Raw genomic sequence first — 23,039 nt, 5'->3', positions numbered from 1 at the left:
GCGGCGAGGGGCTGTGACCGGTCCCCCGTACCGGTCACAGCCCCGTCCGGGTGAAGGATGGCCCTGGACCTGATCAGCAGCAGCCGCCCACGGCGGCAGGTTCCTCCGCCTCTGCCGCTCCCGGGTCGGTGCAGCACCCGCTGCCCTGCTGCTTGGTGAGGGTGCCGGCGTCGGCCTTGACGACGTACACCTCCCAGGGCTCCTGGCCGGGGCCGTGGACCCAGACCTTGTCCTGGAGGGCGTAACAGCAGGTGGTGCCCGCTTCCTCGGTGGTGGTCAGGCCGGCCTCGCTCAGGCGGGTGGTGGCGGCGTGGACGGACTCCGTGGATTCGACCTCGACACCGAGGTGGTCCAGGCGGGTGGGTTCCTCTCCGGTGCCTTCGATGAGGACGAGCTTGAGCGGGGGCTCGGCGATGGCGAAGTTGGCGTAGCCGTCGCGGAGTTTGGCGGGTTCGGTGCCGAACAGCTTGCTGTAGAAGGCGACGGAGGCGTCGAGGTCGGGGACGCGGAGGGCGAGCTGTACGCGGGACATGGCGTATCTCCTTGAGTGGGTGCGGAGTTCAGCAGCCGCCGGAGGTGGCGGCCGGTGCGCCGACGCCGATCCGGAGGGTGGACGTGGCGCCGCAGCAGCCACCGCCTTCGGCGGCCTGTGCGGCGTCGGGCTCGTCGTAGAGGCCGGCGCCGCCGCACACGCCGGTCTCCGGGAGGGTCAGCTCGACACGCTCGGCGGCCTCGCGGTCGCCGGCGAGCGCCGCGGCGACGGAGCGGACCTGCTCGTAGCCGGTCAGAGCGAGGAACGTGGGCGCCCGGCCGTAGGACTTCATGCCGACCAGGTACAGGTCCTGCTCGGGGTGGGCGAGCTCGTTGACGCCGTGCGGGTAGACCGTGCCGCAGGAGTGGACGTTCGGGTCGATCAGCGGGGCCAGCGCGGCCGGGGCCTGAAGGCGTTCGTCGAGGCCGAGGCGGACCTCGGAGAGGAACGACAGGCCGGGGCGGAAGCCGGTCAGCACGATGACCTCGTCGACCGGGTCGAGGCGGCGGCCGTTCTCGGCGACCGGGACCAGCCGGTCACCGTCCCGTTCCACGGCCTGGGTACGGAAGCCGGTCACCGCGCTCGCACGGCCGTCCTCGACGGCGGCCCTGGCACGCAGACCCAGGGCACCCCGGGCGGGGAGCTGGTCGGCCTCGCCGCCGCCGAAGGTGTTCACGCCGATACCGCGCCGCAGGACCCATACGGCGTGGGTGCCGGGTTCCTCCCCGGCCAGGTCGGCGAGGTGGGCCAGCGTGGTGAAGGCGGAGGCCCCGGAGCCGACGACCGCGGTGCGCTTGCCGGCGTACCGGGCGCGAACGGCCGGGTCCCGCAGGTCGGGGACGCGGTAGGAGACGCGGTCCGCCGCCGCGTTCTCGCCGAGGGCGGGGAGCCCGTCGGCGCCCATCGGACCGGGGGCGGACCAGGTGCCGGAGGCGTCGATGACGGCGCGCGCGCTGATCCGCTCCTCACGGCCGTCGGCCAACTCGGTGTGCACGGTGAAGGGCTGCTCGTCGCGGTCGGCGTCGACGACGCGGTCCCGGCCGGCGCGGGCGACGCCCGTCACGGTGGCGCCGTAGCGGACCCTGTCACCGAGAACGTCGGCGAGCGGCTGCAGGTACTGCTCGGCCCAGTCACCGCCGGTCGGGTACGCCGCGCCGTCGGGGCGGGTCCAGCCGGTGGGGGCGAGGAGCTTCTCCGCGGCCGGGTCGGTGACCTCGGCCCACGAGGAGAACAGCCGTACGTGCGCCCAGTCGCGCACGGCGCTGCCCGCGGAGGGACCGGCCTCCAGGACCAGCGGTTCGAGGCCGCGTTCGACGAGGTGGGCGGCGGCGGCGAGGCCGACGGGGCCCGCGCCGATGACGACGACGGGCAGCCGGCCAATGACGGGCGCGTTCACGGTGTACCCCTTTGCTTCGACATGCGTCGATGGCGTGTGCCGCCAGCATGGCACCTGATTCGACAAGCGTCAACATAGACAGACATCGAATCGACGCGCCCCCGCCCACCGGCCGACCGAGACCTCTGCCCACCTGGTTCGACATGTGTCAACATAGATGCATGTCGAATGCCAAGGTGCTGCCGCTGGTCGAGCCCGAGTCCGGGGCCATGGCGCCGTGCTGCCCGCCGCTCACCGAGCGCCCTTTCACCGCGGACGAGGCCGAGACGGCCGCGCGGATGTTCAAGGCGCTGGGCGACCCGGTGCGGCTGCGCCTCTTCTCGGCGGTGGCCTCGCACGAGGGCGGCGAGGCGTGCGTGTGTGACATCTCCGACGTGGGCGTCTCCCAGCCGACCGTCTCCCACCACCTGAAGAGGCTCAAGGAGGCCGGCCTGCTGACCTCCGAGCGCCGCGGCACCTGGGTGTACTACCGGGTCGAACCCTCCGTACTGGCCGCGATGGGCAAGCTGTTGACCATCGCGCCGGCAGCGGTCTGACCGCGCCGCCGGGAGTACCCCACCGTGAGCGGCCCGACCGGAGCCGTCCGCGTCATTCGGCGGCTTCCCGTCCGGGCATGAAGACGAGGGCCACCAGCGCCAGTCCGGCCACGGTTCCGACGAGCTGCATGCCGATGAACCCCGCGACCGACGCGGGCGCGATGCCCGCGAAGGTGTCGGTGAAGGCGCGGCCGATGGTCACCGCGGGGTTCGCGAAGGACGTGGACGAGGTGAACCAGTACGCGGCGCCGATGTAGGAGGCCACGGCCACCGGCGCGAAGCGCAGGCGGTCGGTGCGGGCCAGGCCGAAGATCAGCAGGATCAGTCCGGCGGTCGCGACGACCTCGCCCAGCAGCAGATGGCCGGCCGAGCGGTCGTGGGTGGACCACTTCACCAGCGGTTCGCCGAACATCGCATCGGCCAGAACCGAGCCCGCGATCGCACCGGCGATCTGAGCGGGGACGTACACCGCCGCCTCGCCCAGCGTGACACCCGGGCCGCCGCGCCGGGCCGTCCACCACTCCGCGAGGGTGACGGCCGGGTTGAAATGCGCACCGGAGACCGGGCCGAACAGGGTGATCAGGACACCGAGCCCGAAGACGGTGGCCGTGGAGTCGGCCAGCAGCTGCAGCCCCACGTCCTTGGTCAGCTCCGTGGCCTGGATGCCGGATCCGACGACGATCGCGACCAGCGCCGCCGTGCCGACCAGTTCGGCAGCGGCCTTGGCGAGCAGCGGAGGACGCCGGGGCGGAGTCGCACCCGGAGCGGGCTGCGACTCAGTGACGGAGCCTGTGGGGGACTCCCCCGCTCTGCCGTGCTCGGTGACCTCGGCGGCATCGGTGGCCTCGGTGACGGTCAACAGGAACTCCTCGGGCGGGTCGGTCGCCGTCAAGGCGGGGGATCAGGGGCAGGACCGCTTCACGTCGTTGCCGGCGGTGGCGCGCGCGGTCTCCGCGAGACCGGTGAACCGGCCGGCAAGCGAGGCGAGGACGTCCGGCTTGAGCCGGTAGTAGGTGAAACGGCCGCACGGCTCCGTCTCCACGACCCCTGCCTCACGCAGCACCTTCAGATGGTTGGAGAGGTTGGTCTGCCTGGCCCCCGTCTCCTCGATCAGATGCGTCGTGCAGAGCGTCTCCTCGGCGAGCAGGGTGACGATCCGGAGGCGGAGCGGGTCCGCGAGAACCCGCAACAGATCAGCGTCGACCGACGTCAGCATGGACTGATAATTTCACATCACTCCTGACTGATACCAGCACGCACTGATCCCCTGACGAAAGCAGAACCGATGCCCTCCGGCCCGCTCGCCTCCGTGCTGTTCGTCTGCGTCCACAACGCCGGGCGTTCACAGATGGCCGCCGGCTTCCTCTCCCACCTGGCGGGCGACCGCATCGAGGTCCGCTCCGCCGGCTCCGTTCCGGCAGACCAGGTCAACCCGGCCGCCGTCGAAGCGATGAGGGAGGCCGGCATCGACATCACCGGCCGGCAGCCCAGGCTCCTCACGACCGAGACCGTCCAGGCCTCCGACTACGTCATCACCATGGGCTGCGGCGACGTCTGCCCGGTCTTCCCCGGCAAGAAGTACCTCGACTGGGCCCTGGAGGACCCGGCGGGCAAGGGCGTCGAGGCCGTCCGCCCGATCCGCGACGAGATCAGGAAGCGGATCGAGGCACTGATCGCCGGGATCGACGCCGGGATAGATGCCGAGCGAGAGGCGTGACGGCCGGGAACGGGTGAGGGCGGGCCGGGTCGGCCCGCCCTCACCCGTTCCCGGGTACGAGTCTCAGCCCGCGGCCTTGAAGCCGCGCAGCCGCAGGGAGTTGCCCACGACGAAGACCGAGGAGAAGGCCATGGCCGCTCCGGCGATCATCGGGTTCAGCAGGCCCGCCGCGGCGAGCGGCAGGGCGGCGATGTTGTAGGCGAAGGCCCAGAACAGGTTCGACCTGATGGTGCCCAGCGTCCTGCGGGCGAGCCTGATGGCGTCGGCGGCGGCGCGCAGGTCGCCGCGGACGAGGGTGAGGTCGCCGGCCTCGATGGCGGCGTCGGTGCCGGTGCCCATGGCCAGCCCCAGGTCGGCCTGGGCGAGCGCCGCGGCGTCGTTGACGCCGTCGCCGACCATGGCCACCGAGCGGCCCTCGGTCTGGAGGCGCTTGATGACGCCGACCTTGTCCTCGGGCATGACCTCGGCGATCACGTGCTCGGGGTCGATGCCGACCTCCCGGGCGACAGACGCGGCCACGGCCCGGTTGTCCCCGGTGAGGAGGATCGGCGTCAGGCCCAGGCCGCGCAGCCGGGCGATGGCTTCGGCGCTGGTGTCCTTGACCGCGTCGGCGACCTCCAGGACGGCCCTGGCCTCGCCGTCCCAGGCGACGGCGATCGCGGTGCGGCCCGCCGCCTCCGCCTCGGCCTTGGCCCGCGCCAGGCCGGCGGGCAGTTCCATGGCCCACTCGGCGAGCAGCTTCTCGCGGCCCACGAGGACGGCGTGGCCCTCGACGATGCCCTGGACGCCGAGACCGGGGACGCTGGCGAAGTCCTCAAGGGCGGGCAGGGCGCCGACGCGGGCGGCCGCGCCCGCGGCCACCGCCCGTGCGACCGGGTGCTCGGAGGCGTGCTCCAGGGCACCCGCCAGCCGCAGTGCGTCCGTCTCGTCGGTGCCGTCGGCGGTGTGCACGGCGAGCAGGGTCATACGGCCGGTGGTGACGGTGCCGGTCTTGTCCAGGACGATGGTGTCGGCCTTGCGGGTGGACTCCAGGACCTCGGGGCCCTTGATGAGGATGCCGAGCTGGGCGCCGCGCCCGGTGCCGACCATCAGCGCGGTCGGCGTGGCCAGGCCCAGGGCGCAGGGGCAGGCGATGATCAGTACGGCGACGGCCGCGGTGAACGCGGCGGTGAGTCCGGCGCCGTCGCCGATCCAGAAACCGAGGGTGGCCAGCGCGAGGGCGATGACGACGGGGACGAAGACACCGGAGATGCGGTCGGCGAGCCGCTGGGCCGCGGCCTTGCCGTTCTGCGCGTCCTCGACCAGCTTCGCCATCCGCGCCAGCTGGGTGTCGGCGCCGACCCGGGTGGCCTCGACGAGCAGACGGCCGCCCGCGTTCACCGTCGCGCCGGTGACCGCGTCCCCGACGCCGACCTCGACCGGCACCGACTCACCGGTCAGCATCGACGCGTCCACCGCCGAGGTGCCCTCCACGACCGTCCCGTCGGTCGCGATCTTCTCGCCCGGACGGACCAGGAAACGGTCCCCGGCCCTCAGCTCGGCCACCGGGATCTGCTTTTCGGCGCCACCCCGCAGGACGGTGACGTCCTTGGCGCCCAGCTCCAGCAGCGCCTTGAGCGCGGCACCGGCCTTCCGCTTGGAGCGGGCCTCGAAGTAGCGGCCGGCCAGGATGAAGGCGGTCACGCCGGCGGCGGCTTCCAGGTAGATGTTCCCGGCGCCGTCGCTGCGGGCGATGGTCAGCTCGAAGGGGTGCGTCATGCCCGGCGTGCCCGCGGTGCCGAAGAACAGCGCCCACAGCGACCACAGGAACGCCGCCGACGTCCCCACCGAGATCAGGGTGTCCATGGTGGCCGCGCCGTGCCGGGCGTTGGTGAGGGCGGCCTTGTGGAAGGGCCAGGCGGCGTAGGTGACCACGGGCGCCGCCAGCGTCAGCGACAGCCACTGCCAGTACGCGAACTGCAGCGCCGGCACCATCGCCATGGCGATGACCGGGACGGCCAGGACCACGGCGGTGACCAGCCGCTCGCGCAGCGGCCGCAGCGCGTCGGCGGCCTCGGCGCCCTGCGGGCCGGACTCCGGACCGGTGCGCACCGGCTCGGGCTCGCGGGCCGTGTATCCGGTCGCCTCGACCGTGGCGATCAGGTCGGGGACGGACACGTCGGCGCCGTAGTGGACCTTGGCCTTCTCCGTCGCGTAGTTGACGGTCGCGGTGACCCCGTCCATCCGGTTGAGCTTCTTCTCGATCCGGGCAGCACATGACGCGCAGGTCATGCCGCCGATGGCGAGTTCCACCTCGGCTGTGTCGGGGACCGTGGTAGCCATCACTACTCCTCGGGCTGATCAGGACAAAGGGGGGTGGGGAGAAGGGGGACGGGCCCGGAGACGGGCCCGGCCGGTCGCGGGCCGGCGGATCTCAGGCCGGCGTATTCCGGACCGCGCGGCCGGTGATCTCGTAGCCGGCGTCGTCGACGACCGTGGCCAGCGGCGCGTCGTCGGGCTCGTCGGCCGTGGTGACCGTGACCTGGCCGGTCCCGAGGTCCACGTCGACCGCCAGGACGCCGTCCAGGGCGCCGATCTCCTCGGTGAGTGTGGCCTCGCAGTGCCCGCAGGTCATCCCGGAGACGTTGTAGACGGTGGCGATGCCCGCGGTCGCGGTGCCGGTGCCGGTGCCGGTGGAGCAGCTGCCGTCAGGGGTGCAGCAGGACATGGTTCCTCCAGAGCGTGACGGTCGCGGTACCCCCCGGGGGTAGCGCTGACACCTTCAGGTATACCCCCGAGGGGTATGTTTGGCAAACAATGGCGGACCACTTGCCAATACCCCCCTGGGGTATAAAGTCGGGGCCGGTTCAGCAGGAATCCGGTTATGCCGACACGAGAGGGCACGTCATGAACACCGGCGTAAAGATCACTGTCTTCGCCACCGCGCTCGCGGCCACCTTCGGCACCGCCTACGGCGTCGGCGCGGCGGTCGGCCCCACCGCCCCGGACCGGAACTCAGCGGCCCACGCGGACCACGACCGCCCGGCCCCGTCCGGACACGGCGGACACGGCGGACACGAGAGCCCGGCCCCGGCGGGCCTGCAGATCTCCGAGGCGGGATACACCCTGGACCTCGAAACGCCGCGCGTGAGGGCGGGCGAGAAGAACGAACTCCGCTTCGCCGTCCGCGACGAGGGCGGACGGAAGGTGACCTCCTACCGGCGCGAGCACGGCAAGGAACTCCACCTCATCCTCGCCTCGCGCGACCTGGTCACCTACCGCCACCTGCACCCCACCCGCGCCGCCGACGGCACCTGGAGCACCCCCGTCGACCTCCCCGCCGCCGGCACCTACCGCGTCTTCGCCGACTTCACCCCGGCCGCCGGGAACGCCACCGGTCTCACCCTGGGCGCGGATCTCGCCGCCTCCGGCACGTACGAGGCACCGCCCCTGCCCGAGCCCTCCGCCACCACCACGGTCGACGGCTACACCGTCGCACTCGACGGTGCCCTCCGCCCCGGCGAAGCCTCCGCCCTGACCCTCACCGTCAGCCGCGACGGTCGCCCGGTCACCGACCTGGAGCCCTACCTCGGCGCCTACGGCCACCTGGTCGCCCTGCGCTCCGGGGACCTCGCCTACCTCCACGTCCACCCCCACGGCGAACCCGGCGACGGCACCACCAGGTCCGGCCCCGGCGTTTCCTTCACCGCCACCGCGCCCAGCGCCGGGACGTACCGCCTCTTCCTCGATTTCCAGCACCGCGGAACCGTCCGCACCGCGGCCTTCACCGTCCGTACCGGAACGACCCCTCCCACCGGCACGCCGCAGCCGGCGGCCACCGAAGGACACACCGGCGGCGACCACCGGCACTGACCCGGCCCCGCCCCGCGCTCACACCTGCGGCGCGTGCCCGGTGTCCGTGCCCACCGAGAAGCCGATCACCGCGCCGCCGCCCTCCCGGCGGAAGGCGAACGACGCCCCGCCGTGGGCCGCGGCCACCTCGCGGACGATGGACAGGCCGAGCCCCGAACCGGGGAGGCTTCGGGCGTCGGGGGCGCGGTAGAAGCGGTCGAAGACCCGGACCAGGTCGCCGTCCGCGATGCCGGGCCCCCGGTCCAGGACCTCCACGCGGACCGGTCCGGGAGGGAAGCCCTCCCCACCGGCCCCCGGCAGACCCGTACGGCCCGACACCACGATCTCGATCGGCTGCGTTCCCTCCCGGTCGAACTTCGCCGCGTTCTCGACGAGGTTGGACAGCGCCCGCTGGAGGGACGCCGGGCGGCCGTCGGCCGTCGTGTCCCCGGTGGCGCGCACGGTGACGACCCGTCCGGTGCGGCGGCGGGCGCGCACCGCGACCTCGTCGGCGAGATCGGCGAGGTCGAGCCGCCGGACGGGGCCGGAGTCGGACTGCCCGGCCGCCAGCGCGACCAGCTCGTTGACCAGGTCCGTCAGTTCGCGGGACTCCTCGGCGAGGTCCGCGACCAGTTCCTCGCGGGCGGCGGGCGGCAGTTCGCCGATGCGGCGGAGCAGGGAGATGTTCGTACGGAGTGAGGTGAGCGGCGTACGGAGTTCATGGCCCGCGTCCTGGACCAGGCGCCGCTGGTCGTCCTCGGACTGGGCGAGGCGGCCGAGCATCCGGTCGAAGGAGCGGCCGAGCCGGGCCACCTCGTCGTACCCGGTGACCGGCACCTGGATGCCGAGCCGCCCGGTGCGGGCCACGTCCTCGGCGGCCCCGGCGAGCCGCACCAGACGCCGGGTGATCCGCCGGGCCAGCCACCAGCCGAACAGGCCCGCGGCCACGACCACCGAGCCGACCAGCAGCACCGTCCGCTGCTGGAGTTCGCGCAGCAGGTCCTCGGTGCCGCTGAACTCCTGCGCCACCTGGACCGCGCCCCGTCTGTCACCGAGCGCGACCGTCGCCGAGCGGTAGCGGTCGCCGCCGACCTCCAGCTCGTGGTGCCGGACCGTCCGCCCCGCCGTCACGGCGCGCGCGGTGCGCCGGTCGTCCGCGCCGACGGGGAGAGCGGGACTGCCGCCGTCGACGACCGACCCGTCGGGGCCGAGCACCTGCACGTCCGTGCGGCTCGGCCGGGTGAGGTCGTCACGCGGCCCGTCGTGGTCCGGGTCGGAGGAGACGAAGTCGTGCGGCGCCAGCTCGTCCTGGCGCACCTGCTGCCGCAGGTCCTGCTCGACCTCGGTGAAGACGGTCTGCTGGTCCACCCGGACCAGCCGGGCCGCCGCGTCGTAGCTGAGGAAGCCGACGAGGACCGTGACGACGGCGGCCACGGCGGCGAACGACACGGTGAACGTGGTCCGCAGCGACGTCACCCGGCGCAGACCGGGCCGCCCCGCGCCCCGCCGGATTCCCGCCGGCACCCGCCCGGCCCCGCCCCGCGGCCCGGGTGAGCCCGGCGGGTCCGGGTGCTGCGGCGGGCCCGCCGGCGTGCGGCCCTCGTCGCCGCCGTCCGGCGGGGGCACTCAGTCCGCCCTCAGTACGTACCCCACGCCCCGCACCGTGTGGATCAGCGCCGGGGCTCCGGGCAGGTCGAGCTTGCGCCGCAGATATCCCACGTACACGGCGAGGTTCTTGGAGCCGGGGCCGAAGTCGTAGCCCCAGATGCGGTCGTAGATGGTGGCGTGGTCGAGGACGATGCCGGCGTTGCGGGCGAGGAGTTCCAGGAGGTCGAACTCGGTGCGGGTGAGCTCCACCTCCCGCTCCCGCAGCCAGGTGCGCCGCGCCTGCACGTCCATGCGCAGCGCGCCCACGACGACTTGGCCGCTCGCTCCCCGGGGCGGCGCGTCGGCGCCGTCCCCGCGCAGGTCGCCGTTCCCGGTGCGGCGCAGCAGGGCCCGGAGCCGGGCGAAGACCTCCTCGACGTCGAACGGCTTGACCACGTAGTCGTCGGCGCCCGCGTCGAGCCCGGCGATGCGGTCGGCCGTCTCGACGAGCGCGGTGAGCATCAGGATCGGTGTGCGGTCGCCCTCCGCGCGCAGCACCCGGCAGACCTGCAGCCCGTCGATGCCCGGCATCATCACGTCGAGGACGAGCACGTCCGGCGGGGTGCGGTGGGCCTGGGCGAGCGCCTCCACCCCGTCGGCGACGGCCGTCACCTCGTAGCCCTCCAGCGTCAGCGCCCGTTCCAGGGCGTGGCGGATGGCGCGGTCGTCCTCGGCGAGCAGCACGGTGTGGGGCACCCCACCAGTCTGCCAAGGGCGCACCGGCGCACCACCGGATGAACAGGCGTGCGGACGGCTTCTTACCCGGCTCTCACCCCGGCCGGGCAGGCGGCTTACCGGACCGGGCCAGGGTGGTGCCGCAGGCCGGGCAAGCCGCCTGGCACGGTGAACGCGGAGGCGTGTACGGGCCGTACCGGAGAGGACGGAGTCCGCCGGAAAGCCATCGGAGAGGTGGAGAAGACGCCGCATGAGGAACCCGAGGGACATGAAAGAGGCCGAACGCTTGAAGATCGTGTTCCTGCTCCACAACGCGTACGCCGTCGGCGGCACCGTCCGGACGACGCTCAACCTCGCCGCGGCACTGGCCGGACGGCACGACGTGGAGATCGTCTCCATGACCCGGCACCGGGACACCCCGCGCTTCACCGTGGACCCGCGGGTCACTCTCGTACCGCTGGTGGACACGCGGCCCGGCAGCCCGGACCTCGCCGATCCCGCGTACGCGCGTCCGGCCGTCGACTTCCCGGCCGCCGAGAAGCGGTACGGGCAGTACACGCACCTCACCGACCTGCGGGTCCGCGCGCATCTGGCCCGCTGCGGCGCGGACGTCGTGATCGGCACACGGCCCGGCCTCAACGTGTACGTCGCCCGGTTCGCGCCGGCCCGTGCGCTGCGTGTCGGGCAGGAGCACCTGCGCCACGACGCGCACGGCAAGCGCCTGCGCGCCGAACTCGCCCGGCACTACCGCGCGCTGGACGCCGTGGTGACGACGACGGAGGCGGACGCGGAGGTCTACCGGAGGCGGATGCCGCTTCCGGGGGTCCGGGTGGCGGCGGTGCCGAACATCGTGCCGGAAGTACGGCCGGAGACGGCCACCGGGACGGGCCGGGCGTACGTCTCCGACGGGAGCGCGAAGGTGATCGCGGCCGCCGGGCGGCTCGTCCCCGGCAAGCGTTTCGACCTGCTGCTGGAGGCGTTCTCGGCGGTCGCAGCGAAGGAACCGGACTGGCGGCTTCACATCTACGGCGGCGGCCCCGGGAAGGAGCGGCTGCGGGAGCTGATCGACGGCCTCGGACTCACCGGGCGGGCCCGGCTGATGGGAGTGCGCACGCCCGTCGAGGCGGAGTTCGCGAAGGCGTCGCTGGTGGTCAGCGCCTCTGACGCGGAGTCGTTCGGGATGACGCTGGTCGAGGCGATGCGGTGCGGGGTGCCGGTGATCAGCACGGACTGCCCGCTCGGCCCCCGGGAGATAGTCACGGACGGCGTGGACGGCCGGCTCGTCCCGGTGGGCGACGCCCGCGCCCTCGCCGACGCGATGCTCGACCTGGCCGGTGACGACACCCGCCGCCGCGCGATGGGGGCGGCGGCGGCGCGCAACGCCCACCGGTACGACGCCGCGCCGACCGTCGCCCGCTACGAACTGCTCTTCGACCAGCTCCGGGCGACCCGGCATCAGCGCGCCTGGGCCCGCAGCCGCGCCCGTGCCGCGGGCTGGGCCCGCGCCCTCCTCCGCCCCGTGCGGCGCGTACTCCCCCGGCGGGGAGAGGGAGCACCGGCGGACGGGCCGGGAGCCACCCCGGCGCCACGGCCGACGGCCACGGCGACCCGTGGCGTGGCCCGCCGGGCGACGGGCTGACCGGGCGCCGGGCAGCCGACGGCAGCACGGGGCGGGGGCGAATCTACGGCCGCAGCGCCGCCAGCCTCTGTGCGAACGGCACCACGGTGGCGGACGCCGGCCCCGGCACACCACCACCGGCACCCCGTACCACCGGGGCGGCCGCGGTGGCCGTGGAGGCCGCGGTGGCCGCGGTGGCGGGAGCGGTGGGGACGGTCGCGGCGGCTGAGGCGGTCGAGGCCGTGACGGCGGCCGCCCCGGCCATCAGCCCGGCCAGTTCCCCGGCCGCCCGCTCGATCCGTTCGGCCAGGCCCTCCGCGCCCCAGTCCTCCGACGCCGCGTATACGCCGGTCGGCACGGCGATCGCGCGGAGGTAGGCGAAGAGCGGGCGCAGGGCGTGCTCCAGCACCAGCGAGTGGCGGGCCGTGCCGCCGGTCGCCGCGATCAGGACCGGCGTACCGGCGACGGCGTCCTTGTCGCTGACGCTCAGCACGTCGAAGAAGGACTTGAAAAGCCCGCTGTACGAGGCCGAGAAGACCGGCGTGACCACGATCAGTCCGTCCGCCGCCGTCACCGCGTCGATCGCGGCGCTCAGCGCGGGCCCGGGGAAGCCGTTCGTGAAGTTGTGCGCGATCTCCACGGCCAGCTCGCGCAGCTCCACGACCTGGACGTCGACGGACGCGGAACCCGCGGGGACGGGACCGGCGGACGCGGGACCCGGCGCGGCGGCGTCGGGCGCGGAGCCCGGCGCGCGCGTGGCGTCGGCGGATGCCGGGCGCGCCGTGGCCGCGCGGCGCGCGGTGGCCTCTGCCAGCCGGTCGGCCAGCAGCCTGGTGGACGACGGGACGCTCAGCCCAGCCGAGACGACGACCAGTCTCATCAGACCCGCACCTCCTTCTCGTCGGCCGCGCGGGCCGCTTCGGCCACCCGGGCCGCGTGCGTCGGCGCGTCCGGCACACCGGCCGGGCGGCCCTTGGCGAACTCCTCGCGCAGCACGGGGACGACCTGCTCGCCCAGCATGTCGAGCTGTTCCAGGACGGTCTTGAGCGGCAGCCCCGCGTGGTCCATCAGGAAGAGCTGACGCTGGTAGTCGCCCGCGTACTCCCGGAAGGACAGGGTCCGCTCGATGACCTGCTGCGGGGAGCCGACCGTCAGCGGCGTCTGCTCGGTGAAGTCCTCCAGGGAGGGCCCGTGCCCGTAGACCGGCGCGTTGTCGAAGTACGGGCGGAACTCCCGTACCGCGTCCTGCGAGTTGGCCCGCATGAACACCTGGCCGCCGAGCCCGACGACCGCCTGCTCGGGCGTGCCGTGCCCGTAGTGCGCGTACCGCTCGCGGTAGAGCTCGACCATCCGCCGGGTGTGCTCGGCCGGCCAGAAGATGTTGTTGTGGAAGAAGCCGTCGCCGTAGTACGCGGCCTGCTCGGCGATCTCGGGCGAGCGGATCGAGCCGTGCCAGACGAACGGCGGGACCCCGTCGAGCGGACGCGGCGTCGAGGTGAACGACTGCAGCGGCGTACGGAACTTCCCTTCCCAGGTCACCACGTCCTCGCGCCACAGCCGGTGCAGCAGGGCGTAGTTCTCGACGGCGAGGTTGATGCCCTCGCGGATGTCCTTGCCGAACCACGGGTAGACCGGGCCGGTGTTGCCGCGCCCCATCATCACGTCGACGCGGCCCTCCGCCAGATGCTGGAGCATCGCGAAGTCCTCGGCGATCTTCACCGGGTCGTTGGTGGTGATCAGGGTGGTGGAGGTGGAGAGGATCAGGTTCTCGGTGCGCGCGGCGATGTAGCCGAGCATCGTCGTCGGGGACGAGGGCACGAACGGCGGATTGTGGTGCTCGCCGGTCGCGAAGACGTCCAGGCCGACCTCCTCGGCCTTCTGCGCGATGGCGACCATGGCCTTGATGCGCTCGTGCTCGGTCGGCGTCCGGCCCGTCGTCGGGTCCGGTGTCACGTCGCCGACGCTGAAGATCCCGAACTGCATGGCGCTCACCCTTCGCAGGTTGTTGACGATTCAACTATATCTGCCAACGGCGATCCTCCCCCCGCTATTCCCCCGGATGTCAGTGCCCCGCCCTACGATCCCGTCATGGCTGTCCTACGCCGTGACACCCGAGGCATCGTCGACGCACCGGAGCTCTTCGCGCGCGTCCGCTTCCGCCGCCACGCACCGGCCGGGCCGCTGCGCCCGTACGTGGAGCGGTACTGGCTGATCGACTGGGACCTCACCGAGCCGTACGCCTCCCACGTCGTCCCGCACCCGGCCGTCAACGTCGTCTTCCAGCGGTACGAGACCGCGGCCCCACCCGCTTCGCGGGCCACGGACGGCTTCTGCGAGGTATCGGGGATCGGACTCGGCCTGTTCACGAAGAAGCTGGAGGGGCGGGGCCGGGTGTCCGGGATCAAGTTCCGCCCCGGTGGCTTCCGCCCCTTCTCCCCGGGGGCCACGCTCGCCTCCCTCACGGGCAGACACGTGCCGCTGCACGAGGTCTTCCCCGCCGAGCGGGGCGACGACGCGCACGCCGTCCGTGCCGTGCTCGGTCCGGACGACGAGGACGCGCGCGTGGCCGCGCTCGACGCGTTCCTGCTGGGTCTGGGCCCGCACGGGAGGGGACCGGAGCCGGACCCGCAGGCCGAACTCGCCATGGCACTCGTCGAGCGCATCCGTCTCGACCGCACGATCCGCACCGTGGGCGGCTTCGCCCGCGCCCAGGGCCTGTCCGTGCGCGCCCTCCAGCGCCTCTTCTCCGCGTACGTGGGCGTCGGCCCCAAGTGGATCATCCTGCGGTACCGCATCCACGAGGCCCTGGAGCACGCGGAGGCATCCGCCGCCGTCGACTGGGCCCGGCTCGCCGCCGACCTCGGCTACGCGGACCAGGCCCACCTCGTGCGCGACTTCACGGCGACGGTCGGGGTGCCGCCCACCGCCTACGCGGGCGGCCGGACCCGCTGACCGGTCCCGTGTGGAAGGCTGCGCCCATGCTCGTCGCCCGGTCCGTCTCCCTCTTCGTCCTGGCCGCGTTCCTCGAGATCGGCGGCGCGTGGCTGGTCTGGCAGGGCGTGCGCGAGCACCGGGGATGGCTGTGGATCGGCGCGGGCGTCATGGCGCTCGGTGTCTACGGCTTCGTGGCGACCCTGCAGCCGGACGCCGAGTTCGGCCGCGTCCTCGCGGCGTACGGAGGTGTCTTCGTCGCGGGCTCGCTCGCCTGGGGCATGGTCGCCGACGGCTACCGCCCGGACCGCTGGGACGTCACCGGGGCACTGATCTGCCTCACCGGAATGGCCGTGATCATGTACGCGCCCCGCGGCGGCGGCTGAGCGCCCGCTCCGGCACCACCCTCTGGCACCACCCTCCGGACGCCCCGGCCCCCGCCAACCCCGGACGCCCCGGCCCCCGCCGTCCCCGCGCGCCTATCCTGGCGAGGAAATCGACCGACCGTACGAGCGGCCGGTGCGCGGCGGCCGGCCACCGCGCGCCGGTTCCGCCCGCCTCGCCCGAGGAGCAGCCCATGACCGCCCCCTCCACCCCTGCCTCCCGTATCGCCGTCGTCACCGGAGCGAGCAGCGGCATCGGCGCCGCCACGGCACGGCAGCTCGCCGCCGCCGGCTACCGCGTCGTCCTCACCGCCCGCCGCAAGGACCGCATCGAGGCGCTGGCGGAGGAGCTGACCGCGGCGGGCCACCAGGCGACGGCGTACGCGCTGGACGTCACGGACCGGGCGGCGGTCGACGAGTTCGCCACCGCCTTCCGGAGCGTCGGCGTGCTCGTGAACAACGCGGGCGGTGCCCTGGGTGCGGATCCGGTGGCGACCGCCGACCCCGCGGACTGGCGCCTCATGTACGAGACGAACGTCATCGGCACCCTGAACGTCACCCAGGCGCTGCTCCCGGCGCTCACCGCGAGCGGTGACGGCACCGTGGTCGTCGTGTCGTCGACGGCCGGGCACGGCACGTACGAGGGCGGGGCGGGTTACGTCGCCGCCAAGCACGGCGAGCACGTCCTCGCGGAGACCCTGCGCCTGGAGATCGTGGGCACGCCGGTCCGGGTGATCGAGGTGGCGCCCGGGATGGTCAGGACGGAGGAGTTCGCGCTGACCCGCTTCGGCGGCGACGAGGAGAAGGCGGCGAAGGTGTACGCGGGGGTGGCCGAGCCGCTGACGGCCGAGGACGTGGCGGACACGATCGGCTGGGCGGTCACGCGCCCGAGCCGCGTCAACATCGACCTGCTGGTCGTCCGCCCCCGTGCCCAGGCCTCCAACACGAAGATCCATAGGGAACTGTGATGCCGACCGCGCCCGACGGCCCCGCCCCGGCCCCGGCCCCCGAGGAACGCGACGCCCGCCTGGAGGCGGCCAGATCGGCCCAGGAGAAGAAGCGCGAACGCTTCGTCTGGTACTACCTCGCGTACTTCCTCTTCGGCATCCACATCGTGGCGTTCGTCATGATCTTCGCGGTCCTGCACGCGAAATGACACGGGCCGCCCCACGCTTCCGTGGGGCGGCCCGTGTGCCGCATGCCGCCGGCCGTCGCCGTTCGACGTCCGCGTTCGGCCGTCGGCCGTCGGCCGTCGGCTCAGCCCTTGACGCAGACGACCTGCTTCAGCTTCGCGACGACCTCGACCAGGTCGCGCTGCTGCTCGATCACCTGCTCGATCGGCTTGTAGGCGCCCGGGATCTCGTCCACGACACCCGAGTCCTTGCGGCACTCGACGCCCCGCGTCTGCTCCTCCAGGTCCTTCGCCGAGAAGCGGCGCTTCGCCGCGTTGCGGCTCATGCGCCGGCCCGCGCCGTGGGAGGCGGAGTTGAACGCCTTCTCGTTGCCGAGACCCTTCACGATGTACGACCCGGTGCCCATCGAGCCCGGGATGATGCCGTACTCGCCGGAGCCCGCGCGGATCGCGCCCTTGCGGGTGACGAGCAGGTCCATTCCGTCGTACCGCTCCTCCGCCACGTAGTTGTGGTGGGCGCTGATCTCCTGCTCGAAGGCCGGCTTCGCCTTCCTGAACTCCTTGCGGATCACGTCCTTGAGGAGCGCCATCATGATCGACCGGTTGTGCTTCGCGTACTCCTGCGCCCAGAACAGGTCGTTCCTGTACGCCGCCATCTGCGGGGTGTCCGCGATGAAGACGGCGAGGTCGCGGTCGACGAGGCCCTGGTTGTGCGGGAGTTCCCGGGCGACGCCGATGTGGTGGTCGGCCAGCTCCTTGCCGATGTTCCGGGAACCGGAGTGGAGCATCAGCCAGACGGCATCGGTCGAATCCGTGCAGACCTCGACGAAGTGATTTCCCGATCCGAGCGTTCCCATCTGCTTCGTGGCCCGTTCCTGACGGAACTTGACCGCCTCCGCCACTCCGTCGAACCGCCCCCAGAAGTCGTCCCACCCCGCCGTCGCCATCCCGTGGAAGCCGCCCGGGTCGACCGGGGAGTCATGCATCCCCCGCCCCACCGGAATCGCCTGCTCGATCTTCGAGCGGAGGCGGGACAGGTCGCCCGGGAGGTCGTTCGCGGTGAGCGACGTCCTGACGGCGGACATCCCGCAGCCGATGTCCACGCCCACCGCCGCCGGGCACACCGCGCCCCGCATCGCGATGACGGAGCCGACCGTCGCGCCCTTGCCGTAGTGCACGTCGGGCATCACGGCGAGGCCCTTGATCCAGGGCAGCGTGGCGACGTTCTGGAGCTGGCGCAGGGCGACGTCCTCGACCGACGCGGGGTCGGCCCACATGCGGATGGGAACCTTCGCACCCGGCACTTCCACGTACGACATATCGTCCTCATTCCCCCGATGAACCTACAGAAGTCGTGAATCGCAAAACCGGCGCCAAGGTCGACGTTTGGGACAACGGACCGGCGTCCACGGCAGTGCGTGCGATACACATTGTCTCCAGGGGCCGCCCCCTCGCGGCAACCGAATAACCACAGGACATCCCGGCCGGACAGCCGCCGGGAGCGGTCGAGAGGAGCCTCACCGTGCAGCGGAAGGCGTACGTACCCGGCGTCGCTCTGCTCCTCTCGGCGCTGCTGGCCGCCTGCACCGGCGGCTCCGGTGACGAGGAGGCGGCGGGCGACTCGAAGTCGGGCCGGCAGGGGACGACGCAGAGCGCCGCGCAGCCCGGCAGGTACCGCACGCTCCCGGAGGCCTGCGGTGCGGTCGGCCAGAGCACCCTCGACACACTGCTGCCGGGCATCGAGCGCATCACGGACGAGAGCCAGCGGGAGAAGGCGTACGCGGGCGAGGCGACCGTCACGTACGACACGGACCGGCGCGTGGGCTGCCGTTGGAAGGTGGACTCGGGCAGCGCGACCGACCATCTCCTCCTCGACTTCGAGCGCGTCGTCTCCTACGACAACGCCGTGAGCGACGACGACAAGGCCCAGGACGTCTACGCGTCCAAGGAGGAGGCGGCCGGCCTGCCCGCGCCGACGGACTCCGGCACCGAGTCCGACTCCGCCGCGGACGAGGGGAGTTCGGACGCCGGGGACGACGGCGCGGACGCGCACCCGGACGCCGCCGGCACCTCCGGGGACGGCGCCTCCGCCGACGCCTCCACCCCGCCGACCCCGGCCGACCTGCGCTCGCGCACCCTCGACGGTCTCGGCAGCGAGGCCTTCCTCGACGACGAGCTGAGCGAGGCCGCGTCGACGACCGGACAGCGCACGGTGACTGTGGTGTTCCGCACGTCCAACGTGGTCGTGACGGTCGAGTACGCGGAGCAGCCGACCGCTTCCGGCGAGACGCCCGACAGCGAGGAAATGCAGGACAGAGCGCGGAAACTGGCGCAGCAGCTGGCCGATTCGCTCGACCGGTGAGCGGGGTGGCGCCGCTTTGGTGCCCCCGGGCCGAACCCCGTGAACCGGAGCCGTCCGTCGTGCCCACCGCGTACCGTGGCCCCTCGGACCCGGCCGGTCGCGCGCTCCATGTGCGGCCGCACCACGAGCGTCATGAGTGAAGGAACCATGCACCGACCAGTACAGCGAGTAGGCCGAGCACAGCGACTCACCCGCATCCTCGTCAGCGCGGCAACCGTCCCGGTGGTGCTAATGGCCGCCGGGTGTTCCTCGGACTCCGGATCGGGTGACGACGGGAAGAAGGAGACCGGTTCGCAGGGGAAGCCGGACGCGTCGGCGTCCGCCTCCGCGGACACGGTGAAGGAGGCGGCGTACACGAAGCTGCCGGAGCCCTGTGCGGTGCTGACGAAGAAGACGCTGGGCGATCTCGTACCGAAGGGTGCGAAGTCCGGCAAGGAAGGCAAGTCGGACGACACGTCGACGCGAGGCAACTGCTCCTGGGACAGCCTGGACAACAACGGCGTCAAGGGGTCGCAGTTCCGCTGGCTGAACGTCTCCCTGCTGCGCTTCGAGTCGGACGCGACCCGTGGTGAGGCCGGCAAGCGGGCGGCGGAGTACTACGACAAGCAGGTCAAGGACGCGCAGTCGGTGCCGAAGGCGAAGGGCACCACCTCGGAGCCGCTGGCCGGTACGGGCGACGAGGCGACGGTGGTGCGGTACGAGCTGAAGAAGAAGGAAGGCACCTTCAAGCAGCAGACCGTCGTGACCCGGGTCGAGAACGTCGTCATCACGCTCGACTACAACGGTGCCGGTCTGGCCGGTGACAAGACACCGGACGCCGGTGACCTGTCGAAGGCCGCCGCGAAGGCCGCCAAGGAGGCCGTGGCGGCCGTGTCCGCCGCGAACGGCGAGGGTACGGCGGCGGGCGGCACCCCGTCGGAGTCGGCCGCGCCCTCCAAGTCGCCGTCGAAGTCCTCGAAGTCCTCGAAGTCGCCGTCGAAGTCCGCGTCGCCCTCGAAGAGCGCCTCGGCGTCGAAGTCGGCCGCCAAGAAGGCCTGACGCGAGGCGGACAGTCGTCCCGGTCCGCCTTCCGCACAGGCCGTTTCACCGGAGCCCGGTCCGCTCGGCGGCCGGGCTCCCGCCGTACCGCTCACGCGTCCGCCGTACACATGTGCCACTCTGTTGCGCGCAACAACACGCAATGGGAGGGGAGTACGGGTGGCCGCGCCACTGCAGCTGACACGGACGCACCGGATACTCATCGGCCTGGTCGTCGCCGGTGCGGTCGTCATCGCGGGTATCGGCTTCGCCGGTTCGTACGCGGCTGTCCGCGAACTCGCCCTGAAGAAGGGCTTCGGGAACTTCAGCTACGTCTTCCCGATCGGTATCGACGCGGGCATCTGTGTGCTGCTCGCCCTCGACCTGCTTCTGACCTGGATCCGCATCCCCTTCCCGCTGCTGCGCCAGACGGCGTGGCTGCTGACGATGGCGACGATCGCGTTCAACGGCGCGGCGGCCTGGCCGGACCCGCTGGGCGTGGGCATGCACGCGGTGATCCCGATCCTGTTCGTGGTCTCCGTCGAGGCGGCCCGGCACGCGGTCGGGCGGATGGCCGACATCACGGCCGACAAGCACATGGAGGGCGTGCGCCTCACCCGCTGGCTGCTGTCGCCGTTCCCGACCTTCCTGCTGTGGCGCAGGATGAAGCTGTGGGAGCTGCGGTCCTACGAGCAGGTCATCAAGCTGGAGCAGGAGCGGCTGGTCTACCGGGCCCGGCTGCGTTCCCGCTTCGGCCGCGCCTGGCGCCGCAAGGCCCCGGTCGAGTCGCTGATGCCGCTGCGCCTGGCGCGCTACGGCGTCCCCCTCGCGGAGACGGCCCCCTCGGGTCTGGCCGCGGCGGGCATCGAGCCCGTCCTGCTGCCGCCGGCCCCCGCCGCCGCCCAGCAGGCTCTCCCGCAGGCCGCCCCGTCCCCCGCGCCGCGGCAGGCCCCGCCCGCCGCCCAGGACCACCGCGAGCTGGAGTCCCGCGGCCCCGCCGGGCATCCCGAGCCCGCGTACGCCGAGGATCCGGTGGACGACGGCGGCAACCCGTGGTTCGCCGCGCCCGGCCCCCAGGACGTCGTCTACGAGGGCGGCTACGACCCGTCGTACGTTCCCGAGGAGCAGTACGAGCAGTGGTACGAGGAGCAGCAGGCCCAGCAGTACGAGCCCGGCCCGGAGGAGGCGGGCGGCTTCCCGATCCCGGCGGGCGCCGGCGGCCGGACGCGCCAGCTGGGTGAGGGCGGCGGCACCGAGGGGCCCGGGCAGCAGCAGCTGCCCATCCCGTCGCCGCGGGAGGAGCAGCGTCCGCGCGCGGCGGAGGCGCCCCGTCAGGAGCAGGCGCCGGCCGCCGACGCGAGGTCGACGGACGAGCGGTACTACCAGGTCTTCCGGCAGTCGATCAACGGCAGCTTCCCCACGCCCCGCGAGTTCGGGGAGAACATCGAGGCCACCTACGGGGACGCCCTCGGCGACAGCGAGCTGAAGCGGTACTCGGAGCGTTTCCAGAACCGCTACAACGCGGAGCTGGAGGCGGACCACATCGCTTAGGCCCCGCCGGGTACGGGGCGCCGGGTACGAGGGCGCCGGGTACGAGGGCGGACCGGTTTTCCGGGAGCGCCCGGCCTTCCGGTGCGACCGGCCTTCCGGGTGCGTCGCCGTACCCGCCGCCGTAGCACAGGCGCGGGCCGGCGGCTCAGGCGTCCGGCCCCGAACGCTGCCCCGGGTGGCCCAGGTCACCGACGCTTCGGCGCACTACGGTCGCACCGGGCGTGTCCGGCGCTAAGCGCTGTGCACCACGCCCGTGCAGAAGGCCATTCCTACCGTTGTGAGACGAGGCCCCGGGTGAAGCGCCGTCGCGATCTACCGCTTGTCTACTCCTGCTCCGGCTGCTCCAGCGCGGCCCAGATGACCAACTGGCTCGCCGTCCAGCTCGACCGGCGCGGCGTCGCCGAGATGTCGTGCGTCGCCGGTGTCGGCGGGGACGTGCCGAGCCTGGTCCGCAAGGCACGGAGCGAGCGCCCCGTCATCGCCATCGACGGATGCGTACTGCAGTGCGCCCGCAACTGCCTCGCCCGGCACGAGGTGACACCGACGGTGCACCATCTGCTCAGCGACGACGGGGTGCGCAAGCGGCTGGGCGAGGACTTCGACCCGGAGCAGGCCGAAAGGGTGCTCGACGGCCTGGTCACCCGTCTCGCCGAGGCGCTCGCGGAGACGGAAGAGGCAGCGGAGATCTGAGTGCCGCCGTCGGCCGTGCCCCGGACGGGAGCCCCCGCGCCGGGGTCACCTGCCGGTCTCGGCCGGCACGTCGGTGCGCCTCAGGGTCGCGACGCACAGGTGCGGAGTGACGAAGGGCTCCAGGCTCTCGGCGGCCAGCGGCGTGCGCAGGGCCTCGACGGTGCCCTGCATCAGGCCGAGGTGAATGGCGCAGACGATGTCGGGCCGGCGCTGCGCCACCTCGCGGAACGGGCAGTGGTGCAGGTGCAGCCGCCGCTCCGCACCCGGAACCGGCCCCACGCCGTCCGCCCCGCCCGACCCGTTCGCCCCGTCCGCGATCTCGCCCTCCGCGATCTCGCCCTCCGCGGTCTCCCCGCCGCCGTCCTCCGCGACGTCCGCCGCCTCGCCGCCCTGCGCCGCTCCGGCCCCGGGGTTCGGCTCTGGGTCCGCCTCCGTCACGAAGCCCATGCCCTCCAGCGTCGCCACCAGGCGGCGCTGCCCCTCCTCCGGGCCGACACGCTCGGTGGGGGCGGGAGGGTCGGTCAGGTAGGCGCCCCACGACTTGCCGGCCCGCGTGGCGGCGGCGACCGGATCGTCCACCGCCGAGGACACGACCCCGAGCAGGATGTCGGAGAGCAGCCGGAAGCTGCGGGAGCCCTCCGACGCGTCGCCGGCGGTCGCGGAGTAGACGACCTTCGGCCGTCCGGGCTCGTCGCGGGGCGCGGTGCCACGGACCGCCAGCTCCTCGCCGACCAGCCCGTCCAGGTGGAACCGGGCGGTGTTGAGGTGGATGCCGACGCGGTCGGCGACCTCGGCCGCCCCGAGCGGCCCGTCCTCCTCGCGCAGGAGCTGGAGGACGGCGGCCCGCCGCCCTCGCTGCACCGGAGCACCGGTCCCGGGGTCGGTGAGCTGTCGCCTGGAAGCCATGTGCCGATGATACAACTGCGGGGAGTAGAAACGACTCGCATCGTTTCTACTCCCTACTTCCCTACTCACCTACTCCCCTACTCGCCTACTTCTTTCGGCGAGCCACCGGGCCGAC

At 72.9% G+C, this 23,039-nt stretch carries 24 protein-coding genes; 12 read left to right on the top strand and 12 right to left on the bottom strand.

The features are described from left to right. Positions 1-73: 73 nt before the first annotated feature. Positions 74-532, bottom strand: coding sequence for an ArsI/CadI family heavy metal resistance metalloenzyme (locus tag ACFY93_RS23825; protein WP_391362468.1), 459 nt, complete (start codon positions 530-532; stop codon positions 74-76). A 28-nt stretch (positions 533-560) separates the two neighbouring features. Continuing rightward, positions 561-1,928 (bottom strand): FAD-dependent oxidoreductase, encoded by a 1,368-nt coding sequence (locus tag ACFY93_RS23820; protein ID WP_391362465.1) that lies wholly within the window; start codon positions 1,926-1,928, stop codon positions 561-563. Between the two features lie 161 nt (positions 1,929-2,089). On the opposite strand from ACFY93_RS23820, the gene ACFY93_RS23815 reads away from it, so the two are divergent. Beyond that, a complete protein-coding gene (locus ACFY93_RS23815) occupies positions 2,090-2,464 on the top strand; it encodes a metalloregulator ArsR/SmtB family transcription factor (protein WP_391362462.1) in 375 nt (124 codons plus the stop codon). A 52-nt stretch (positions 2,465-2,516) separates the two neighbouring features. On the opposite strand, the gene ACFY93_RS23810 is transcribed toward ACFY93_RS23815, so the two are convergent. After that, positions 2,517-3,323, bottom strand: a complete 807-nt coding sequence (locus tag ACFY93_RS23810) for an aquaporin (protein ID WP_391362460.1) — start codon at positions 3,321-3,323, stop codon at positions 2,517-2,519. 42 nt (positions 3,324-3,365) lie between these two features. Continuing rightward, entirely contained in the window at positions 3,366-3,680 is a 315-nt protein-coding gene (locus ACFY93_RS23805; RefSeq protein ID WP_391362458.1) for a metalloregulator ArsR/SmtB family transcription factor, read from the bottom strand. 69 nt (positions 3,681-3,749) lie between these two features. Here ACFY93_RS23805 and ACFY93_RS23800 point away from each other — a divergent pair, with 69 nt between their 5' ends. Next, entirely contained in the window at positions 3,750-4,181 is a 432-nt protein-coding gene (locus ACFY93_RS23800) for an arsenate reductase ArsC (protein WP_391362455.1), read from the top strand. Between the two features lie 63 nt (positions 4,182-4,244). Here the strand turns inward: ACFY93_RS23800 and ACFY93_RS23795 are convergent, their stop codons facing one another. Both ACFY93_RS23795 and ACFY93_RS23790 read right to left on the bottom strand, forming a co-directional pair. After that, the gene (locus ACFY93_RS23795; RefSeq protein WP_391362453.1) at positions 4,245-6,503 is read right to left on the bottom strand and encodes a heavy metal translocating P-type ATPase; all 2,259 of its coding nucleotides are present in this window, start codon (positions 6,501-6,503) and stop codon (positions 4,245-4,247) included. Positions 6,504-6,594: 91 nt separating this feature from the next. Beyond that, complete coding sequence (locus ACFY93_RS23790; RefSeq protein WP_391362450.1) at positions 6,595-6,888, bottom strand: cation transporter; 294 nt, start codon at positions 6,886-6,888, stop codon at positions 6,595-6,597. Between the two features lie 179 nt (positions 6,889-7,067). On the opposite strand from ACFY93_RS23790, the gene ACFY93_RS23785 reads away from it, so the two are divergent. Next, complete coding sequence (locus ACFY93_RS23785; protein WP_391362448.1) at positions 7,068-8,033, top strand: hypothetical protein; 966 nt, start codon at positions 7,068-7,070, stop codon at positions 8,031-8,033. An 18-nt stretch (positions 8,034-8,051) separates the two neighbouring features. Here the strand turns inward: ACFY93_RS23785 and ACFY93_RS23780 are convergent, their stop codons facing one another. Further along, complete coding sequence (locus ACFY93_RS23780) at positions 8,052-9,488, bottom strand: ATP-binding protein (RefSeq protein WP_391362446.1); 1,437 nt, start codon at positions 9,486-9,488, stop codon at positions 8,052-8,054. Positions 9,489-9,638: 150 nt separating this feature from the next. After that, on the bottom strand, positions 9,639-10,355 hold the full coding sequence (locus ACFY93_RS23775; RefSeq protein ID WP_391362444.1) for a response regulator: 717 nt from the start codon (positions 10,353-10,355) through the stop codon (positions 9,639-9,641). Between the two features lie 265 nt (positions 10,356-10,620). Here ACFY93_RS23775 and ACFY93_RS23770 point away from each other — a divergent pair, with 265 nt between their 5' ends. Continuing rightward, entirely contained in the window at positions 10,621-11,973 is a 1,353-nt protein-coding gene (locus tag ACFY93_RS23770; RefSeq protein ID WP_391362671.1) for a glycosyltransferase, read from the top strand. A 43-nt stretch (positions 11,974-12,016) separates the two neighbouring features. On the opposite strand, the gene ACFY93_RS23765 is transcribed toward ACFY93_RS23770, so the two are convergent. Together ACFY93_RS23765 and ACFY93_RS23760 are read right to left on the bottom strand one after the other, a co-directional pair. Beyond that, positions 12,017-12,832, bottom strand: a complete 816-nt coding sequence (locus tag ACFY93_RS23765) for a CE1759 family FMN reductase (RefSeq protein ID WP_391362441.1) — start codon at positions 12,830-12,832, stop codon at positions 12,017-12,019. Further along, positions 12,832-13,935, bottom strand: a complete 1,104-nt coding sequence (locus ACFY93_RS23760; protein ID WP_391362669.1) for a CE1758 family FMN-dependent luciferase-like monooxygenase — start codon at positions 13,933-13,935, stop codon at positions 12,832-12,834. The genes ACFY93_RS23765 and ACFY93_RS23760 overlap by 1 nt, the downstream gene beginning before the upstream one ends. Before the next feature lie 105 nt (positions 13,936-14,040). Here ACFY93_RS23760 and ACFY93_RS23755 point away from each other — a divergent pair, with 105 nt between their 5' ends. From ACFY93_RS23755 to ACFY93_RS23740, 4 genes are all read left to right on the top strand, one after another. Then, positions 14,041-14,904, top strand: coding sequence for a DUF6597 domain-containing transcriptional factor (locus ACFY93_RS23755; RefSeq protein ID WP_391362439.1), 864 nt, complete (start codon positions 14,041-14,043; stop codon positions 14,902-14,904). A 26-nt stretch (positions 14,905-14,930) separates the two neighbouring features. Then, a complete protein-coding gene (locus tag ACFY93_RS23750) occupies positions 14,931-15,269 on the top strand; it encodes a YnfA family protein (RefSeq protein WP_391362436.1) in 339 nt (112 codons plus the stop codon). Positions 15,270-15,460: 191 nt separating this feature from the next. After that, on the top strand, positions 15,461-16,234 hold the full coding sequence (locus tag ACFY93_RS23745) for an SDR family NAD(P)-dependent oxidoreductase (RefSeq protein ID WP_391362433.1): 774 nt from the start codon (positions 15,461-15,463) through the stop codon (positions 16,232-16,234). After that, on the top strand, positions 16,234-16,422 hold the full coding sequence (locus ACFY93_RS23740) for a hypothetical protein (protein ID WP_391362431.1): 189 nt from the start codon (positions 16,234-16,236) through the stop codon (positions 16,420-16,422). Before ACFY93_RS23745 ends, ACFY93_RS23740 begins: the two co-directional genes overlap by 1 nt. Positions 16,423-16,523: 101 nt before the next feature. On the opposite strand, the gene ACFY93_RS23735 is transcribed toward ACFY93_RS23740, so the two are convergent. Continuing rightward, the gene (locus ACFY93_RS23735; protein ID WP_391362429.1) at positions 16,524-17,717 is read right to left on the bottom strand and encodes an RtcB family protein; all 1,194 of its coding nucleotides are present in this window, start codon (positions 17,715-17,717) and stop codon (positions 16,524-16,526) included. Positions 17,718-17,920: 203 nt separating this feature from the next. Here ACFY93_RS23735 and ACFY93_RS23730 point away from each other — a divergent pair, with 203 nt between their 5' ends. The 4 genes from ACFY93_RS23730 to ACFY93_RS23715 all read left to right on the top strand — a co-directional run bounded on the left by ACFY93_RS23730 (position 17,921) and on the right by ACFY93_RS23715 (position 22,018). Beyond that, positions 17,921-18,760 (top strand): DUF3558 domain-containing protein, encoded by an 840-nt coding sequence (locus ACFY93_RS23730; protein WP_391362426.1) that lies wholly within the window; start codon positions 17,921-17,923, stop codon positions 18,758-18,760. 147 nt (positions 18,761-18,907) lie between these two features. Then, entirely contained in the window at positions 18,908-19,798 is an 891-nt protein-coding gene (locus tag ACFY93_RS23725; RefSeq protein ID WP_391362425.1) for a DUF3558 family protein, read from the top strand. Positions 19,799-19,957: 159 nt separating this feature from the next. Continuing rightward, the gene (locus ACFY93_RS23720) at positions 19,958-21,328 is read left to right on the top strand and encodes a DUF2637 domain-containing protein (protein ID WP_391362422.1); all 1,371 of its coding nucleotides are present in this window, start codon (positions 19,958-19,960) and stop codon (positions 21,326-21,328) included. Between the two features lie 294 nt (positions 21,329-21,622). Then, on the top strand, positions 21,623-22,018 hold the full coding sequence (locus ACFY93_RS23715; RefSeq protein ID WP_391362419.1) for a putative zinc-binding protein: 396 nt from the start codon (positions 21,623-21,625) through the stop codon (positions 22,016-22,018). Between the two features lie 45 nt (positions 22,019-22,063). Here the strand turns inward: ACFY93_RS23715 and ACFY93_RS23710 are convergent, their stop codons facing one another. Next, on the bottom strand, positions 22,064-22,924 hold the full coding sequence (locus ACFY93_RS23710; protein WP_391362416.1) for a helix-turn-helix domain-containing protein: 861 nt from the start codon (positions 22,922-22,924) through the stop codon (positions 22,064-22,066). Between the last annotated feature and the right edge of the window lie 115 nt (positions 22,925-23,039).

The organism is Streptomyces sp. NPDC008313 (genome assembly GCF_042956125.1).
Classification (GTDB): domain Bacteria; phylum Actinomycetota; class Actinomycetes; order Streptomycetales; family Streptomycetaceae; genus Streptomyces.
The sequence above is the reverse complement of the archived record's forward strand: the minus strand, read 5'-3'. Positions and strand labels throughout refer to the sequence as shown.

Coding starts and splice junctions, on each gene's coding strand:
- ACFY93_RS23825 (WP_391362468.1), bottom strand. CDS start 532: ATGTCCCGCGTACAGCTCGCCCTCCGCGTCCCCGACCTCGACGCCTCC.
- ACFY93_RS23735 (WP_391362429.1), bottom strand. CDS start 17,717: ATGTCGTACGTGGAAGTGCCGGGTGCGAAGGTTCCCATCCGCATGTGG.
- ACFY93_RS23805 (WP_391362458.1), bottom strand. CDS start 3,680: ATGCTGACGTCGGTCGACGCTGATCTGTTGCGGGTTCTCGCGGACCCG.
- ACFY93_RS23765 (WP_391362441.1), bottom strand. CDS start 12,832: ATGAGACTGGTCGTCGTCTCGGCTGGGCTGAGCGTCCCGTCGTCCACC.
- ACFY93_RS23710 (WP_391362416.1), bottom strand. CDS start 22,924: ATGGCTTCCAGGCGACAGCTCACCGACCCCGGGACCGGTGCTCCGGTG.
- ACFY93_RS23750 (WP_391362436.1), top strand. CDS start 14,931: ATGCTCGTCGCCCGGTCCGTCTCCCTCTTCGTCCTGGCCGCGTTCCTC.
- ACFY93_RS23725 (WP_391362425.1), top strand. CDS start 18,908: ATGCACCGACCAGTACAGCGAGTAGGCCGAGCACAGCGACTCACCCGC.
- ACFY93_RS23815 (WP_391362462.1), top strand. CDS start 2,090: ATGTCGAATGCCAAGGTGCTGCCGCTGGTCGAGCCCGAGTCCGGGGCC.
- ACFY93_RS23760 (WP_391362669.1), bottom strand. CDS start 13,935: ATGCAGTTCGGGATCTTCAGCGTCGGCGACGTGACACCGGACCCGACG.
- ACFY93_RS23745 (WP_391362433.1), top strand. CDS start 15,461: ATGACCGCCCCCTCCACCCCTGCCTCCCGTATCGCCGTCGTCACCGGA.
- ACFY93_RS23755 (WP_391362439.1), top strand. CDS start 14,041: ATGGCTGTCCTACGCCGTGACACCCGAGGCATCGTCGACGCACCGGAG.
- ACFY93_RS23790 (WP_391362450.1), bottom strand. CDS start 6,888: ATGTCCTGCTGCACCCCTGACGGCAGCTGCTCCACCGGCACCGGCACC.
- ACFY93_RS23795 (WP_391362453.1), bottom strand. CDS start 6,503: ATGGCTACCACGGTCCCCGACACAGCCGAGGTGGAACTCGCCATCGGC.
- ACFY93_RS23785 (WP_391362448.1), top strand. CDS start 7,068: ATGAACACCGGCGTAAAGATCACTGTCTTCGCCACCGCGCTCGCGGCC.
- ACFY93_RS23800 (WP_391362455.1), top strand. CDS start 3,750: ATGCCCTCCGGCCCGCTCGCCTCCGTGCTGTTCGTCTGCGTCCACAAC.
- ACFY93_RS23740 (WP_391362431.1), top strand. CDS start 16,234: ATGCCGACCGCGCCCGACGGCCCCGCCCCGGCCCCGGCCCCCGAGGAA.